This is a genomic window from Streptomyces sp. NPDC059247 (genome assembly GCF_042754005.1).
In the GTDB taxonomy this organism is placed as follows: domain Bacteria; phylum Actinomycetota; class Actinomycetes; order Streptomycetales; family Streptomycetaceae; genus Streptomyces.
In genome coordinates this window covers 1-15,318 of sequence record NZ_JBHYZW010000007.1, presented here as the reverse complement: position 1 = coordinate 15,318, position 15,318 = coordinate 1, and the positions used below count along the sequence as shown (strand labels likewise).

General features: G+C 74.5%; 10 protein-coding genes. 4 read left to right on the top strand and 6 right to left on the bottom strand.

Features of this window, described 5'->3' with window-relative positions:
- Positions 1-156: 156 nt before the first annotated feature.
- On the bottom strand, positions 157-2,553 hold the full coding sequence (locus ACFXGN_RS15375) for a glycoside hydrolase family 31 protein (RefSeq protein WP_384858613.1): 2,397 nt from the start codon (positions 2,551-2,553) through the stop codon (positions 157-159).
- Positions 2,554-2,767: 214 nt separating this feature from the next.
- Here ACFXGN_RS15375 and ACFXGN_RS15370 point away from each other — a divergent pair, with 214 nt between their 5' ends.
- On the top strand, positions 2,768-4,738 hold the full coding sequence (locus ACFXGN_RS15370) for an acetoacetate--CoA ligase (protein ID WP_384858610.1): 1,971 nt from the start codon (positions 2,768-2,770) through the stop codon (positions 4,736-4,738).
- A 43-nt stretch (positions 4,739-4,781) separates the two neighbouring features.
- Here the strand turns inward: ACFXGN_RS15370 and ACFXGN_RS15365 are convergent, their stop codons facing one another.
- Together ACFXGN_RS15365 and ACFXGN_RS15360 are read right to left on the bottom strand one after the other, a co-directional pair.
- Positions 4,782-5,876 (bottom strand): CU044_5270 family protein, encoded by a 1,095-nt coding sequence (locus ACFXGN_RS15365; RefSeq protein WP_384858608.1) that lies wholly within the window; start codon positions 5,874-5,876, stop codon positions 4,782-4,784.
- The gene (locus ACFXGN_RS15360) at positions 5,873-6,637 is read right to left on the bottom strand and encodes an RNA polymerase sigma factor (RefSeq protein ID WP_384858606.1); all 765 of its coding nucleotides are present in this window, start codon (positions 6,635-6,637) and stop codon (positions 5,873-5,875) included. Before ACFXGN_RS15360 ends, ACFXGN_RS15365 begins: the two co-directional genes overlap by 4 nt.
- A gap of 384 nt (positions 6,638-7,021) precedes the next feature.
- On the opposite strand from ACFXGN_RS15360, the gene ACFXGN_RS15355 reads away from it, so the two are divergent.
- A complete protein-coding gene (locus ACFXGN_RS15355; protein WP_384858603.1) occupies positions 7,022-8,629 on the top strand; it encodes a serine protease in 1,608 nt (535 codons plus the stop codon).
- A 322-nt stretch (positions 8,630-8,951) separates the two neighbouring features.
- On the opposite strand, the gene ACFXGN_RS15350 is transcribed toward ACFXGN_RS15355, so the two are convergent.
- Positions 8,952-10,271 (bottom strand): aminotransferase class I/II-fold pyridoxal phosphate-dependent enzyme, encoded by a 1,320-nt coding sequence (locus tag ACFXGN_RS15350; RefSeq protein ID WP_384858600.1) that lies wholly within the window; start codon positions 10,269-10,271, stop codon positions 8,952-8,954.
- Positions 10,272-10,316: 45 nt separating this feature from the next.
- On the opposite strand from ACFXGN_RS15350, the gene ACFXGN_RS15345 reads away from it, so the two are divergent.
- Both ACFXGN_RS15345 and ACFXGN_RS15340 read left to right on the top strand, forming a co-directional pair.
- Positions 10,317-11,600: an MFS transporter gene (locus ACFXGN_RS15345; RefSeq protein ID WP_384858597.1), complete on the top strand. Its 1,284-nt coding sequence runs from the start codon at positions 10,317-10,319 to the stop codon at positions 11,598-11,600.
- Between the two features lie 26 nt (positions 11,601-11,626).
- Positions 11,627-12,526 carry a hypothetical protein gene (locus ACFXGN_RS15340; RefSeq protein WP_384858596.1) on the top strand — a complete coding sequence of 300 codons (900 nt, stop codon included), beginning with the start codon at positions 11,627-11,629 and terminating at the stop codon, positions 12,524-12,526.
- Between the two features lie 72 nt (positions 12,527-12,598).
- Here ACFXGN_RS15340 and ptsP read toward each other — a convergent pair whose 3' ends face one another.
- Both ptsP and ACFXGN_RS15330 read right to left on the bottom strand, forming a co-directional pair.
- Positions 12,599-14,269, bottom strand: coding sequence for a phosphoenolpyruvate--protein phosphotransferase (gene ptsP, locus ACFXGN_RS15335; RefSeq protein WP_366445841.1), 1,671 nt, complete (start codon positions 14,267-14,269; stop codon positions 12,599-12,601).
- 80 nt (positions 14,270-14,349) lie between these two features.
- Complete coding sequence (locus ACFXGN_RS15330) at positions 14,350-14,799, bottom strand: PTS glucose transporter subunit IIA (protein WP_384858593.1); 450 nt, start codon at positions 14,797-14,799, stop codon at positions 14,350-14,352.
- Positions 14,800-15,318: the final 519 nt, after the last annotated feature.

Sequence of the window (15,318 nt, the reverse complement as noted above, 5' to 3'; positions counted from 1 at the left end):
GGCCGCATGGGCCGCATGGGCCGCATGGGCCGCATGGGCCGCATGGGCCGCATGGGCCGCATGGGCCGCATGGGCCGCATGGGCCGCATGGGCCGCTCGGGCGCGAACCGGAGCGGCCCCCGCCGCATCACAGCCCACCCCCCTCACACCCCGCTCTCACACCCCCGCCCCCACCCCTCCCTCCCCGAGCCCCCGGACCCGCACCGGGAGTTCCGGCTCCTCGGGACCGTCGTCCGTCACCCGTTCCACGACCACCCGGCCGTCCACCAGGCGCGACTGGTACCTCTCGATCTCGCCCGGCTCCCACCCGTCCCCGGTGTCCCGTACGACGAGCCCGCCGCCCGTCCGTCCCGGCGCGGGCGCCCACACCTCCAGGGCCGGACCACCGTCGTCGCCGCGCACCGGGAGCACCGCCCCGGCCCGTGCCAGCACCGGCACCCGGGACAGCGGCGCGTCGAGCAGCACCTGCCCGGGACCCTCGTACGCCCGGCCCGTCGCCGTGTCGTACCAGCGCCCGCGCGGCAGCCTGACCGCCCGCCGGTCGGAGCCCCCGGTCAGGACGGGCGCCACGAGCAGCGCGTCACCGAGCAGGAACGCGTCCTCGCAGTCCCGCAGCGCCCGGTCCTCCGGCGTCCCCCACCACACGGGCCGGACGTACGGGGCGCCCGTCATCCGGGCGAGCCGGGCCAGGGTCGTGAAGTACGGCAGCAGCCGCTCCCGCTCCGCCAGTGCCGCGCGCGCGTGCTCCAGGACCTCCGGCCCGAACTCCCAGGGCTCCCGCCGCCCCGCGTCGATCGCCGCGTGGGTGCGGAACAGCGGCAGCCACGCCCCCAGCTGGTACCAGCGCAGGAACAGCTCGGGCGAGGGCGAGCCGTCGAACCCGCCCACGTCGGGCCCCGAGTACGGCACCCCGCAGAGCCCGAGCCCCAGCACCAGGGCGAGCGACGCCCGCAGCCCCGGCCAGCCCGTGGACACATCGCCCGACCAGGTGCCCCCGTACCGCTGCATCCCGGCCCAGCCCGAGCGGGAGAAGAGGAAGGGCCGTTCGTCCGGCCGCAGCCGCCGCAGCCCCTCGTAACCGGCGCGGGCCATCGTGAGCCCGTACACGTTGTGCGCCTCGCGGTGGTCGCCGCCCCGCCCGTCGAGTGCGTGGCGCGCCGAGCGGGGCAGCGTCGGATCGCCGAAGGGGACGAACGAGACGGGCTCGTTCATGTCGTGCCACACCCCGGCGAAGCCCTGCCGGAGCCGCTCCTCGTACAGCCCGCCCCACCACTCCCGTACCGCCGGATCGGTGAAGTCCGGATAGGCGCAGGTACCGGGCCACACCACCCCGTGCAGCTCCGCGCCCGCCGCGTCCCGGACGAACGCCCCGGCCGCCCGCCCGGAGTCGTACACCGTGTCCCCCCGCTCCGCCCGCACCGCGGGGTCCACGATCGACACCAGCCGCACCCCCTGCTCCCGCAGCTCCGCCGCGAGCCCCGGCAGGTCGGGGAAACGGTCCCGGTCGACCGTGAACACCCGGTGCCCGTCGTAGTGGTCGATGTCCAGATGTACGGCGGACAGGGCGAGCCCCCGCTCCCGGTACCCCGCCACCACCCGCCGGACCTCCCGGGTGCTCCCGAAGCCCCAGCGGGCGTGCTGCGGCCCCAGCGCCCAGGCGGGCGGCAGCGCGGGCGCGCCGGTGAGCGCCGCCCAGTGGTGGAGCACGCGCGCGGGGGTGCCGACCACCACCCAGCAGCGCAGCGGCCCGCCGTCCATCCGGACCTCGCTGGTCGCGGGCCGGTCGTGCCCCGAGCCCGCCCCCTCCTCGCCCTCGGCGAGGGTGACCCGGCCGTCCCAGGTGTTGTCGTGGAAGGCGAGGTGCGTCCCGGCGTCCGACACCACGAACTGCACCGGCATGGTGATGTAGAGGGGGTCGTCCCCCGGGCCGAAACCGCCCCCGGGGTCGGTGTTCCACAGCCGGTACGAGCCGTCCCGCAGACGTGGCCCCGACGCCCGGCCGCCGAGCCCGAAGAACCGGGCGTCGGAGGGCAGCTCGCTGCGCTGCGTCCAGCGCGCGGAACCCCCGGGGGCCCGGCCGCCCTCCCCGTCCACCGGTTCCCACCAACGGGGCGGCAGGTCCCTGCGCAGCATCACCCCGCCCGGCGTCCGCACCTCCACCGCCCCGTGCCGGGAGACCGCCACCGTCACCCGCTCCGAGACGATCCGCCAGCCGCCGCCGGTGTCCGGTTCGAGCACGGCCCGGGGGTCCGGATCGGGGGCCCCGCCCGCCAGCGCGTACGAGGGGAGCGGCCCGGCCCCGTCCCAGGCCCAGAAGACGGTGCCGACCGCCGAGACGGAGACCTTCAGGACGGACCGCGCGAACCGGATGGTCCCCCCGCCGGGTGCGGCCTCCGCCACCACCGCGAGCCCCGGCACCCGGGCCCTCTCCGGACCCCTCGGCGGCAGCGCCCGCGCGTCCGCGCGCCGCTGCCGCCACGCCACCGCCACCGTCCGCCATCCCCGCGGCGAGCCGAACGCCTTTACCGAACGCACCAGTTCACGACCGTACATACGGCTCACCCTGCCACCCACCAGGGACGGAACCGCCTCCGTTCAGCTTCCGTTCACCCGTGCTGGGAGCACATATTCAACTCCCCGACCATGTGCGGGCAGCCCTGGTGCGAAAGACGATCACATGGCATCGTCCTGTCAGCCGCGTCACGCGCACACCCCAGCACGTGCGCGGGACACACGCCGACCCGCGTACAGCCAGGGAGCAGCCCCCATGACATCAGCGCAGACCGAGCCGCTCTGGCAGCCCGACGAGGAGCAGATCGCCTCGGCCGCCGTCACCCGCTTCCAGACCTGGGCGGCCGAGCACCACGGCGCCCCGGCCGAGGGCGGCTATCCGGCGCTCCACCGCTGGTCGGTCGACGAGCTGGAGAGCTTCTGGCAGGCGGTCGTCGAATGGTTCGACATCCGCTTCGCCACCCCGTACGAGCGGGTCCTCGGCGACCGCTCCATGCCGGGCGCCGACTGGTTCCCCGGGGCCACCCTCAACTACGCCGAGCACGCCCTGCGCGCCGCCGACGAGCGCCCCCACGACACGGCCCTGCTCGCCGTGGACGAGACACACGGGCCGGTCCCCGTGACCTGGGCCGAGCTGCGCCGCCAGGTCGGCTCCCTCGCCGCCGGACTCCGCGAGCTCGGCGTACGCCCCGGCGACCGCGTCAGCGGCTATCTGCCCAACGTGCCGCAGGCGGTCGTCGCGCTGCTCGCCACCGCCGCCGTGGGCGGCGTGTGGACCTCCTGCGCCCCGGACTTCGGCGCCCGTAGCGTCCTCGACCGCTTCCAGCAGGTCGAGCCGGTCGTCCTGTTCACCGTCGACGGCTACCGCTACGGGGGCAAGGAACACGACCGCCGCGACACCGTCGCCGAACTCCGCGCCGAGCTGCCCACCCTGCGCGCGGTCGTCCACATCCCGCTCCTCGGCACCCCGGCGCCCGAGGGGACCCTCGACTGGGCCGGTCTCGTCGCCGCCGACGTCGAGCCGGTCTACGAACACGTCCCGTTCTCCCACCCGCTGTGGGTCCTGTACTCCTCCGGCACGACCGGTCTGCCGAAGGCGATCGTCCAGTCCCAGGGCGGCATCCTCGTCGAGCACGTCAAGCAGCTGGGGCTGCACTGCGACCTCGGCCCCGAGGACGTGTTCTTCTGGTACACCTCCACCGGCTGGATGATGTGGAACTTCCTCGTCTCCGGCCTCCTCACCGGTACGACCGTCGTCCTGTACGACGGAAGCCCCGGCTACCCGGACATCGCCGCCCAGTGGCGCGTCGCCGAACGCACCCGCGCCACCCTGTACGGCACCTCCGCCGCGTACGTCATGGCCTGCGCCAAGGCGGACGCGCACCCGGGCCGGGACTTCGACCTCTCGTCCGTGAAGTGCGTCGCCACCACCGGCTCCCCGCTGCCGCCCGACGGTTTCCGCTGGCTGCACGACGAGGTCCGCGAGAACCTCTGGATCGCCTCCGTCAGCGGCGGCACCGACGTCTGCTCCTGCTTCGCGGGCGCCGTACCGACCCTCCCGGTCCACATCGGCGAGCTCCAGGCGGCGGGCCTCGGCACCGACCTCCAGTCCTGGGACCCCTCGGGCGAACCGGTGATCGACGAGGTCGGCGAACTGGTCGTCACCAACCCCATGCCGTCGATGCCGATCCGCTTCTGGAACGACCCCGACGGCAGCCGCTACCGCGACAGCTACTTCGAGATGTTCCCGGGCGTCTGGCGCCACGGAGACTGGATCACGATCACCGACCGGGGTTCGGTCGTCATCCACGGCCGCTCCGACTCCACCCTGAACCGGCAGGGCGTGCGCATGGGGAGCGCCGATATCTATGAGGCCGTCGAACGGCTCCCGGAGATCCGCGAGTCCCTCGTGATCGGCCTGGAGGAGCCGGACGGCGGCTACTGGATGCCGCTCTTCGTCCATCTGGCGGAGGGCGCCGCCCTGGACGACGAGCTGATCGCCCGCATCAAGGGCACGATCCGCACGGAACTCTCCCCGAGGCACGTCCCCGACGAGATCATCGAGGTGCCGGGCGTCCCGCACACCCTCACCGGCAAGCGGATCGAGGTCCCGGTCAAGCGGCTGCTCCAGGGCACACCGCTGGCCGAGGCCGTCAACGCGGGTTCCGTCGACGACCTCGGCCTGCTGCGCTTCTACGAAGCCCTGGCGGCCTCCCGCAGGGGCTGACGCGTTCCCCCGGGGGTCTCGGCATCCCCGGGGAAACCGCACGTCAGGCCCGCGCCGCGCCGGGCAGCTCGCCGGGGGCGGTGGCCGCCGCCTTGGCGAGCACCGCCGAGACGCCCAGGACGGTGCCCGAGGGCCCGGCCGAGGTGGTCTCGGTCAGGACCGTGCGCTCCCCGAGGAACGCCGACGTCGCCCGGTCGAAGATCCACTGGGTCTGCGCGCCGCCGGAGGTACGCGCCACGGCGACGCCCTCCCGGCCCGCCGCGTCCTTCGCGGACGGCAGCACGGTGACCCCGGGGATGCGCGCGGCGGCCTCGTACAGCGCGGCGGTGACCTTCGGCGGCGCCCACGTCTCGGCGAGCAGCGTCCCGATCGCGGTGAACGCGCGCTGGTCCGTGTCGCCCCCGGCCCGGCCGGTCTCGGCGCGGATCAGGCGCAGCAGCGCGTCAGGGTCCGTCGGCAGCGTCGCCACGTACGCGTGGGTGGGGTGCGTGACGGACGGCGGCGCCACGTCGACAGTGGTCTTGCGGGGGGTGGCGCCCCGGTGGTCCAGCTCGTACACGGGCGCCCGCGCGCCGAGTTCCACATCGGCGGCGCCGGGTTCGCGCAGCAGCCCGGCGCGGCTGCCGTCGGCCGACAGCCACACCTCGCGCCGGTGGACGGCCGGGAGGACGGCGGCCCCGCCGGACGCGGCCCTGCCCGCGTGGGCGACCAGGCTCCGGACGTAGACGTACCCGTCGGCCCGGACGTCGGGCGCGGGAGCCGAGGCGGCGGCGAGCGCGGCCCGGGTCAGCACCTGACCCGCGCCGCCCGGGGCCCGCTGTCCCACCCGGGGACGGTCGGGGTCCCCGGCGGGCGCCTCCTGGAGCGCGAACACGGCGACACCGGCCACCACCGCGCAGGCGGCGACCGGCGCGGCGATCCGGGCGAGGCGGAACCCGGGGCGCCGCGCGGGGGCCGGGCGGCGCCCCGGACCGTCCCCGGCGAGGGCGGTCCGCAGCACGGTCTGCCGCAGGCCGGGCGCGGGCTCGGGCACCGGCGGCGGGGGCAGCAGCTCGGTGAGTTCGGCGCGCAGCAGCTCGTCGGCCGCCACGCGCGCGTGGCCCTGGGCGTGCGGCGGGCGGGGGGCGAAGGAGTTCATGCCTGGTTCTCCGGGATCGGTCGGGGCACGAGGGCGGCGGGACGGGCGGGCGTACTTCCGGGGCCGTCCCCGGCCCCCGTACGCGCGGGCGTGGGGACGGGCGGCCGGGCGGAGGAGGAAGCGGGCGCGGGCGGGGCGCCGCCGGTGACGGGCCCGCCGGGGGACCGGACGGCGCCCGCTCCCCGGGAGCGGACGGCGGCTCCGGCCGCCCGGTCCTTCCGGCGCGCCGCGCGCAACTCCGCCTCGGCGAGCTTCCGGAGCCGTTCACGGGCCCGGGACAGCCGCGACCGCACGGTCCCGACCGGCACCCCCAGGGCCTCCCCCGCGGCGGCGTAGTCGAGCCCGGCCCACACCACGAGGGTGAAGACCTCCCGCTCGCGCCGCCGCAGCTTCCCGAGCGCGGCGCGGGCGGCCCGTACCTGCTCCCCGTCGGTCATCCGGGCGAGGACGTCGTCGGCGAAGTCCGGCAGGACACCGCGCTCGGGCATCCGGGCCAGGGCCGCGTCGCGCCGCCGGGCCTCCCGCGCGGCGCCCCGCATGATGTTGGTCGCGATGCCCAGGAGCCAGGGGCGCAGGCTGCCGCCGTCGGCGTGCACCTTCCCCCGGCAGCGCCAGGCCTCCAGGAAGGCGGCGGACACGACGTCCTCCGCGGCCGTGCGGTCCCCGCAGACCCGGTGGGCGTAGTGGTACAGCACGCGTGCGTGCTCGTCGTACGCCTCCCCGAGCGCCGAGGGGTCCCCGGCGCGGAAACGCTCTCTCATAGGTGATTCCACATCTGGCACTGGGCCCTGGTTCGTCCGGGTTCCCGTGACCTGGACCACATCCGCCCGAGGCCCCGAGGCGGACGGCGGGTCCCGCGTCCGGTCGAGCCCCCGGCCTGGCGGGTCCCGGTTCCCGCGAGCCCCTGCCCCGACGGACCTCGGCCGGACCGCTCCCGGCCCGCCGCTCCCGGCCCGCCGCTCCCGGCCGGGAGCGCTCTTCCTCGGCCGGAAGCACCTCCCCTCAGCCGGAAGCGCCCGGACGGAAGCGCCCGGCCGGAAGCACTCCCTCTCCCGGCCGGAAGCCCCGGGCCGGAAGAGCGCCCCTCCCGGGCCGGTGTGGCGCAGGTCACGGGAACGCGGCGCGCGGGACGAGCAGTGCTGATCATGAACGATTCCTCGACCCACCTCCGCACCTCCCCGGCCACCGGACGCGGCACCACCCGCCGCGCCGCCCTGCGGGCCCTGGCCGTCGCCACGGTCCTCGCGGGCACCTCGCTCTCGGTACCGCTCCCGAGCGCCGTCGCCGCCGACCCCGCCGAGACGTACACCCTCACCATCCGCCACCTCGACCGGCAGGGAGCCGCCACCGGCGACTACCTGACCCACGTCACCGGCGTCTCCGGCCCCGGCGCGGCCGAGGCGGTCACGCCCCACGACGCCTCCGGGACCGTCACCGTCCGCCTGCCCAAGGGCCGCTACCTGCTCGACTCCACCCTGGAGAAGGGCACCGAGGTCGACTGGATCGTCCAGCCCCGCCTCGACCTGACCGGCGACACGACCGTCACCGTCGACGCCCGCACCACCGCCCCGGTGGACGTCCGCCCGCCGGAGCGGAGCGCCCGCTACCGCAGCGGCATCGGCTACGTCGAGGTCACCCACGAGGGCACCACCCGCTCCGCCAACATCGTCATGGCGAGCGACAACCTGCGGGTGGCCCACCTAGGCCCTGCCGCCGAACCCGGCTCCGTCAAGGAGTGGTTCGACAGCTACTGGGCGGGCGCCTCCCAGGACTACGCGCTCGGCTACACCTTCACCTCCACGCACGCCCAGACCGGCGTCGTCCGGCACCCCACGGCCGCCTCGCTGGCCACCCTCAAGATCCGGGGCGCCGCCACCGGGGGCGCGACCGGCACCGCCTTCGTCTCCGTCCAGCCCGCAGAGGGCACCACCATCGGCTACGGCCGGGCGCTCCAGCTGTCCGACACCGCCACCGTCCTCGTGACGCCGGAACGGGGTGCGTGGGACGTCGACTACACGGGCCCCGCCACCCCGGAGACCCGCCCCAACCAGTACATGGCCCAGGACATTCCGGTCCGCGCGGGCGCCACCGTGACCAAGACCTTCGACAACGCCGTCTTCGGCCCCGCGATCGACGGGGCGCCCGGCGCCCGTCCGGCGGGCGTTCGCGACGGCGACTCCCTCGCGCTCGACGTCCCGCTGCTCGCCGACGGCGACGGCCACACCCCGTCCGCCCCGCGCTTCCTGACCGCCACCACCACCCTCCAGCGCGACGGCGTCCTGATCGGCACCCGGCACGGCGCCCCCGGCCGTGCCACGTTCACCACCACCCCGGGCCGTGCCTCGTACCGGCTGACCGCCTCCGCGACCCGCGGCGACGGCACGGCCTCACGCGGGCGCGTGACGGCCGCCTGGACCTTCTCCTCGGCCGGTACGACGACCCCGACGGCGCTGCCGCTGAGCGCCGTCCGCTTCACCCCGGCCCTCGGTCTCGACGGCACCGCCCCGGCGGGCACCCCCGCCACCGTCCCGGTCACCGTCCAGGGCGCCGCCGCGACGACCGGCGTACGGTCCCTCACCGTGGCGCTGTCCACGGACGGCGGCGCCACCTGGTCCCGAGTCCCCGTCGTCGACGGCGCGGTGTCCTACCGCAACCCGGCCCCGGGCCGCTCCGTCTCGCTCCGCGCCGAACTGACCGACAGCCGGGGCAACACCCTGCACCAGACCCTGACCGAGGCCTACCGCACCCGCTGACCGGCCCTCCACCACGAGCGCTCCGGGGAAGCCCGCCCTTCCCCGGAGCGCCCGCCCGCAAACCGTCGGGCAGGCCACGAGGCCCCCGGCCCCGGCACGACACCCCACCGCCCGGCCCGGCCCCCCAGCCGTGCCGGGCGAACACGTTCCGACCCGAGACCGGTCCGACCACTGCCTGCCCCGCCTCGACCGACCCGGCCACCACTGACCGCCCACCACTGCCCGACCGCCCCCGGTCCGGCAGCCACGGAGCAAGCCCCCCCGCGTCCCACGCGCCCCGACAGCCTCACGCCCCGACCACAGCCCCCGACCCCGGCCCCACTCACCCCCCATACGTGGCCTGGGCGTCCCCGAGCACCTCGGCGAAGTCCGCCGCGAGCCGTGCCGCCTCGCCCACGTCGAGCGTCGCCGTCGTGATCCGTACGGCGGGCGGGGCCGCGATCCGGAACCGGGCCCCCGCCGCGACCCACCAGCCCCGCGTCCGCAGCCCGTTGACCACCGCCGACTCGTCGCGCACCGGCACCCACACATTGAGCCCGCTCGCCCCCACGGCCCGGATGCCGTGCACCCGGAGCGCGCCGATCAGCGCCGCGCGCCGTTCCGCGTACGCCTCCTCGCCCGCCGCCACGAGCGCGCGTACCGACGCGTCACCGAACAGACCGGCCACCGTCTCCTGGAGCACATGGCTGACCCAGCCCGAGGTCATCAGCATCCGCCCGTCGTGCCGCGCGAGCGTCACCGCGTCACAGGCGACCCCGGCCCACCGCAGGTCGATCCCGAGGTGCTTCGACACGGTCCGCACCTGCGCCCACCGGTCGAGCCCGGCCGCCGCGAGCGTGTGCGCCGCCGCCCCGCCGACCTCCGCGTTGTGGTCGTCCTCGACGACGAGGACCTCGGGAAACTCCCGGACCACGGCCACCAGCTCGTCCCGCCGCGACCGGGTGAAGAACGCCCCGGTGGGGCACTGCCCCCGGGGACTGCACACCACCGCGCGCACCCCGCCGCGCAGCGCCGCCCGCAGCGACTCCGGCACGATCCCCTCGCCGTCGACCGCCACCGGGACCATCCGCAGACCCAGCGCGGGCACCAGATCGAGCAGATGGTGGAAGCCGGGGTCCTCCACGGCCACCGCGTCACCGGGCCGCAGCTCCGTCGACAGGAGGCGCGCGACGCAGTCGAGCGCCCCGTGCGCGAACGTGATGTGCCGCGCGGGCACCCCGTCCCGCTCGAACCACTCCCGGGTGGCCCCTTCGAGGGCCGGGAGCCGGGGCGCGGCGCGATGGGACCCGTAGACCGGGCTGACCGTCGTCGGCGGTCGCAGTACGGGGAGGAAGGCCGGGTCCGGATGTCCGCCGGCCAGGTCCACCAAACCCCGCGGGACGCGCGGGGGACGCCGGGAGGCCACCGACGGCACATCGGCCACGACGGTCCCGCCCCGGCCCCGGGTGAGGATCAGCCCCCGCTGCCGCAGCTCCTTGTAGGCCGTCGCGACCGTCCCGGGACTCACCCCCAGATCGTCCGCGAGCCGCCGCACCGGAGGCAGGGCGTCGCCGGGCGAGAGCCCGCCCTCGGCCACACCGCGTTCCACGGACGCGGCGATCCCCTTGGCTGTCGTACCTTCGACCGCATATTGTGCTGTCACGTAATCAATTATGTATCGGTACAAAGAAGTTCGCAAGGGGAACCCATGAGCCGCACCACCCGCCTCAGGAGAACGGCCCTGAAGGACCGGGTCCCCGGCGGCCCCGACGGCCGCCGGATGCTCCTCGTCAACTTCATCGACAAGTGCGGCACCGGACTCTGGTCCACGGCCATGGCCCTCTACTTCACCTACGTCACCGGCCTCGGCCTCGGACAGGTCGGCCTCCTCGTCGCCGTATCCGGCGCGGCGGGCATCGCGGGCGCCCCGCTCGGCGGCCTCCTCGCCGACCGCTTCCCCCTCGTCCGCGTCCTGATCTGCACCCAGCTGCTGCGCGCGGCGGCCCTCCTCGCCCTCCTCACCACCGACGACTACCCGCTGCTGGTCCTCATCTCCGCCGCGGGAGCCCTGCCCGACCGCGCCACCAACGTCCTCACCAAGCTCTACGCCGCCCGGGTCGCGGGCCCCGACCGCATCCGCTACCAGGCCATCAACCGCACCACCTCCAACATCGGCTGGACCCTCGGCGGACTCGGCGCCGCCGGAGCCCTCGCCGTCGGCACCACCACCGCGTTCCACCTGCTGCTCATCGGGGACGCGCTCTCCTACCTCGTGATGGCGGCCCTCACCCTCCGCTGCGCCGAACCCCCGGCCCCCGCCTCCCGGATCGCCGCCTCCTCCACCGACCCCACCCCCGCCGCCAAGCCCTCCAGCCCCTGGCGCGACCGGGGCTTCCTCGCCTTCACTGCGGGCGACGCGGTCTTCTTCCTCCACGACTCGATCCTCCAGGTCGCCCTGCCCCTCTGGATCGTCCACGCCACCGACGCCCCCGTCGGCCTCGCACCCCTCCTGATGGTCGCCAACAGCGCCCTCGTCGTCCTCTTCCAGGTCCCGCTCTCCCGCTTCGCCACCACCACCGAAGCCGCCCGCCGCCTGTTCCGCCCCGTCGCGGTCCTCTTCGCCGTCACCACCCTCGCCGTCGCCGCCTCCGCCCTCGGCGGCCAGACCCTCGCCGTCGCGGCCCTGGTCACCGCGACCGTCGCCCTGACCTTCGCCGAGATGCTCCACACCATCGCGTCCTGGGAGATCTCCGTCGCCCTGGCCCCCGACGACGCCCAGGGCGCCTACCTCGGGGTCCACGGCCTCGCCCAGTCCGTCCAGCGCTGCGTCGGCCCCCTCCTCATGACCGTCCTCGTCGCCGCCGGCCCCCTCGCCTGGCCCGCCCTCGGCACCGGCCTCGTCGCCACCGCCGCCGCCCAGAGCCGCCTCGTCCGCCGCCGCCTCCCCGGAACGTCACTGTCAGTGCCGAAGGTTACGGTGAGTGAGCACTGATCGGACCGTACGAGCAGGGGGAGAACATGACACGGACCGGCACCACCCCGGCAGGCCTCCGCCGCGCCCTGCGCCGCGAAGTCCCCAGCACCGTCGGCCTCCTCGCCGACGAGCACGACTTCACCGCGATGCGCCGCTACAGGACCTTCGCCTTCGACGACCACACCACCTACCTCCGGCAGGTCGAAGCCCTCCTCAAGACCCTCGCCACCCAGGGCGGCCCCACCACCGTCACCCTCTTCGACCCCGAGGAGTACGCGGCCTGGTGCGCCGAGACCGCCCTCGACCCCGACCACCCCACCACCCGAGGCCGCTTCACCGCCCACCTCGCCGCCACCGGAGCACGCGTCACCTACACGGGCCAACCCCTCAGCACCCTCCTGCCCGAGCTCGTCGACACCGCCGTACGCCATGCCACCTGGGAATACGCCACCACCGTCCTCGCCACCACGGGCGACTGCGCCACCTGTGGCACGGACATCGGCAGGGCCGCCTTCGACCGGGCCGCCGAGCTCCTCACCCGGCTCCTCGCCGCCGTGGGACCCGGCACCCACCATCTCGTCTGCAGCGTCCCCGCCGCCGCCGACCAGCTCGTCGCCGCCCTCAGGGCCGACGGCACCACCGAGCCCGCCTCGGTCGCGGACGAGCCCGCCGCCGAGTTCACCGCCGTACTCGCCGCGGGCATCGCCCTCGGCACCCGCGGCGGCCTCGTCCTGCGCACCACCGCCCCCGAGACCCCCGACCGGCTCCACGGCTGGCGCCTCACCGGCGGCACCCTCACCCCCCTCACCGAGGCCGAGGTCTTCGCCGCCTACTGCACCGACAACCGCACCGGAGAACCCCTCCCGCCGGAACCGGGCGTCGAGCACCGCGCGGGCTTCCCCCTCACCACCGGCCCCGACGACGAATGGACCACCCACCACTGACCCCGCGCACGACGAAGGGGCTCCCCGTCACCACCGTGACGGAAAGCCCCTTCGTCCGGGCACTGCCGGGAATCACTCCCCGGACAGCACCGCCTGCGCGGCCAGCCGCGCCTCGTGCGCCGTGTCGGCGGCCCGAGCCGCCGCGGCGGCACGCTCGCACTGCGCCAGCGTGTACTTGGCCAGCGTCGCCCGCACGTACGGGATCGACGCCGCACCCATGGAGAGGGAGGTGACGCCCAGACCCGTCAGCACACAAGCGAGCAGCGGGTCGGCCGCCGCCTCGCCACAGACACCACAGCTCTTGCCCTCAGCCTTGGCCGCCTCGGCGGACAGCGCCACCAGGTCGAGCAGCGCGGGCTGCCACGGGTCCTGGAGCCGGGACACCGCACCGACCTGACGGTCGGCCGCGAAGGCGTACTGCGCCAGGTCATTGGTGCCCAGCGACAGGAACTCGACCTCCTGGAGGATCGAGCGCGCCCGCAGCGCGGCCGAGGGAATCTCGACCATCGCCCCGAACTTCGCCCGCAGCCCCGCCTCACGGCACGCGTCGGCGAACGCCTTCGCGTCCGTACGGTCGGCCACCATCGGCGCCATGACCTCAAGGTAGACGGGCAGCCCCTCGGACGCCTTCGCCAGCGCCGTCAGCTGCGTCCGCAGCACCTCCGGGTGCTCCAGGAGCGACCGCAGGCCCCGCACACCGAGAGCGGGGTTCGGCTCGTCGGCGGGCGTCAGGAAGTCCAGCGGCTTGTCCGCACCGGCGTCCAGCACCCGCACGACCACACGGCCCTCGGGGAACGCCTCCAGCACCTTGCGGTAGGCCTCGACCTGAGTCTCCTCGGACGGCGCCTTCTTGCTGTCGTCGAGGAAGAGGAACTCCGTACGGAACAGGCCCACGCCCTCCGCACCCGCCTCGACCGCCGCCGGAACGTCCGAAGGACCACCGATGTTGGCGAGCAGCGGCACCTTGTGCCCGTCCGAGGTGGCACCGGGACCGCTGGACGTGGCCAGCGCGGCCTTCCGCGCCGCGGCGGCCCGGGTCAGCTCCGCCTTCTTCTCCTCGCTCGGGTCCACGAAGATCTCACCGGTCGAACCGTCGACCGCGATCATCGTCCCCTCGGCCAGTTCGCCCGCACCCGGCAGCGCCACGATCGCGGGCACCCCGAGGGCACGCGCCAGGATGGCGCTGTGGCTGGTCGGCCCGCCCTCCTCGGTCACGAAACCGAGGACCAGCGCCGGGTCGAGCAGCGCCGTGTCGGCGGGAGCCAGGTCCCGCGCGATCAGCACGTACGGCTCGTCGCTGTCCGGCACACCCGGCATCGGCACGCCCAGCAGGCGCGCCACGATCCGGTTCCGCACGTCGTCCAGGTCCGCGACCCGGCCCGCCATGTACTCACCGGCCCCGGCGAGGAGCTCGCGGTAGTGCGAGAACGCGTCGTAGATGCCTCGCTCGGCCGTACTGCCCACGGCGATGCGGCGGTCGACGTCGGCGATGAGCTCGGGGTCCTGGGCGATCATCGCCTGGGCCTCGAGCACGTGCTGCGCCTCACCGCCGGCCAGATTGCCACGCGCAATCAGGTCGGCAGCGACAGCTTCGACGGCCTGACGGGCGCGCCCCTGTTCGCGCTCCGCCTCGTCCGCCGGAATCTGCTTGGCCGGAGGTTCGAGAACCGCCGTGCCCATGTGCCGGACCTCGCCGATCGCCACACCGTGGCTGACGCCGACGCCTCGCAGCGTTGTCTCCATCTCACCTGTCTCCGATAGAGCGGCGGCACCGGCCGCCGCGATCAATGTCGAACTCGCGGTCGTCACGGGGACGATCCGGCTCAGCTCCAGCCGAAGAGCTCGTCGCCGGCCTTGACGTCGCGGTCCTCCACGACATCGGAGAGCGAGTCCGCGGTGGCCTCCAGGGCCACGATGGGACAGATGGGGGACTTGCCGGCGGCCTCGACGTCGGCGGGGTTCCAGCGCACGACGGCCTGTCCGCGCGTCACGGTGTCACCCTTGTTCACGAGCAGCTCGAAGCCCTGCCCGTTGAGCTGAACGGTGTCGATGCCGAGGTGTGTCAGCACGCCGTGACCCTCGCCGTCGACGACGACGAAGGCGTGCGGGTGCATGGAGACGACGACCCCGTCGATGGGGGACACCGCCTCAGAGAGCTCACGTACGGGATCGATGGCGGTACCGGGACCGACCATCGCACCGGAGAAGACCGGGTCGGGAACTGCAGCGAGACCGATGGCGCGTCCAGCAAGCGGCGACGTCACGGTTGTCATGGGAAGCCTCCCAGGGGCGGAGATTGTGTGGCGCCGTCACTACCTGTCCTGGACGGCGTACTGTTCAGAAGCGTAAGTCATAAGAAGTCCCAGTTCCGCACGAGACGTACCAGTTGGGCGGAGCTAGGGACCACCGGAAACGATTTGCCTCTACTGACGGTGGGATGTACTGTCGTACTCCTGCCTGACCCCAACGCGACTTCGAGTCGTGGGTCGGCAGCACCTACCAAGCCAGATCCTAACCCCCAGTGGTCTACACCTCTGCGTACTCGCAGGGGAAGTGGTCGGGGAGGCCGAGAAAGCCTGGTAACGTTCAACCCCGCCGGGAACGGAAAGCGCGAAAGCGAATTCCAGCCCCAGCAGCCCGCTCCAGCGGGTGGCAGAAACGGAAATCGGATCTGCTAAGCTGGAAACACGAAATACCGAAGGAAGCGCCCGGAGGGCCTGGGAACAGGAACGAAGGAAGCGTCCGCACCTTGAGAACTCAACAGCGTGCCAAAAATCAACGCCAGATTAGTT

Coding starts and splice junctions, on each gene's coding strand:
- ACFXGN_RS15375 (WP_384858613.1), bottom strand. CDS start 2,553: ATGTACGGTCGTGAACTGGTGCGTTCGGTAAAGGCGTTCGGCTCGCCG.
- ACFXGN_RS15370 (WP_384858610.1), top strand. CDS start 2,768: ATGACATCAGCGCAGACCGAGCCGCTCTGGCAGCCCGACGAGGAGCAG.
- ACFXGN_RS15365 (WP_384858608.1), bottom strand. CDS start 5,876: ATGAACTCCTTCGCCCCCCGCCCGCCGCACGCCCAGGGCCACGCGCGC.
- ACFXGN_RS15360 (WP_384858606.1), bottom strand. CDS start 6,637: ATGAGAGAGCGTTTCCGCGCCGGGGACCCCTCGGCGCTCGGGGAGGCG.
- ACFXGN_RS15355 (WP_384858603.1), top strand. CDS start 7,022: ATGAACGATTCCTCGACCCACCTCCGCACCTCCCCGGCCACCGGACGC.
- ACFXGN_RS15345 (WP_384858597.1), top strand. CDS start 10,317: ATGAGCCGCACCACCCGCCTCAGGAGAACGGCCCTGAAGGACCGGGTC.
- ACFXGN_RS15340 (WP_384858596.1), top strand. CDS start 11,627: ATGACACGGACCGGCACCACCCCGGCAGGCCTCCGCCGCGCCCTGCGC.
- ptsP (WP_366445841.1), bottom strand. CDS start 14,269: ATGGAGACAACGCTGCGAGGCGTCGGCGTCAGCCACGGTGTGGCGATC.
- ACFXGN_RS15330 (WP_384858593.1), bottom strand. CDS start 14,799: ATGACAACCGTGACGTCGCCGCTTGCTGGACGCGCCATCGGTCTCGCT.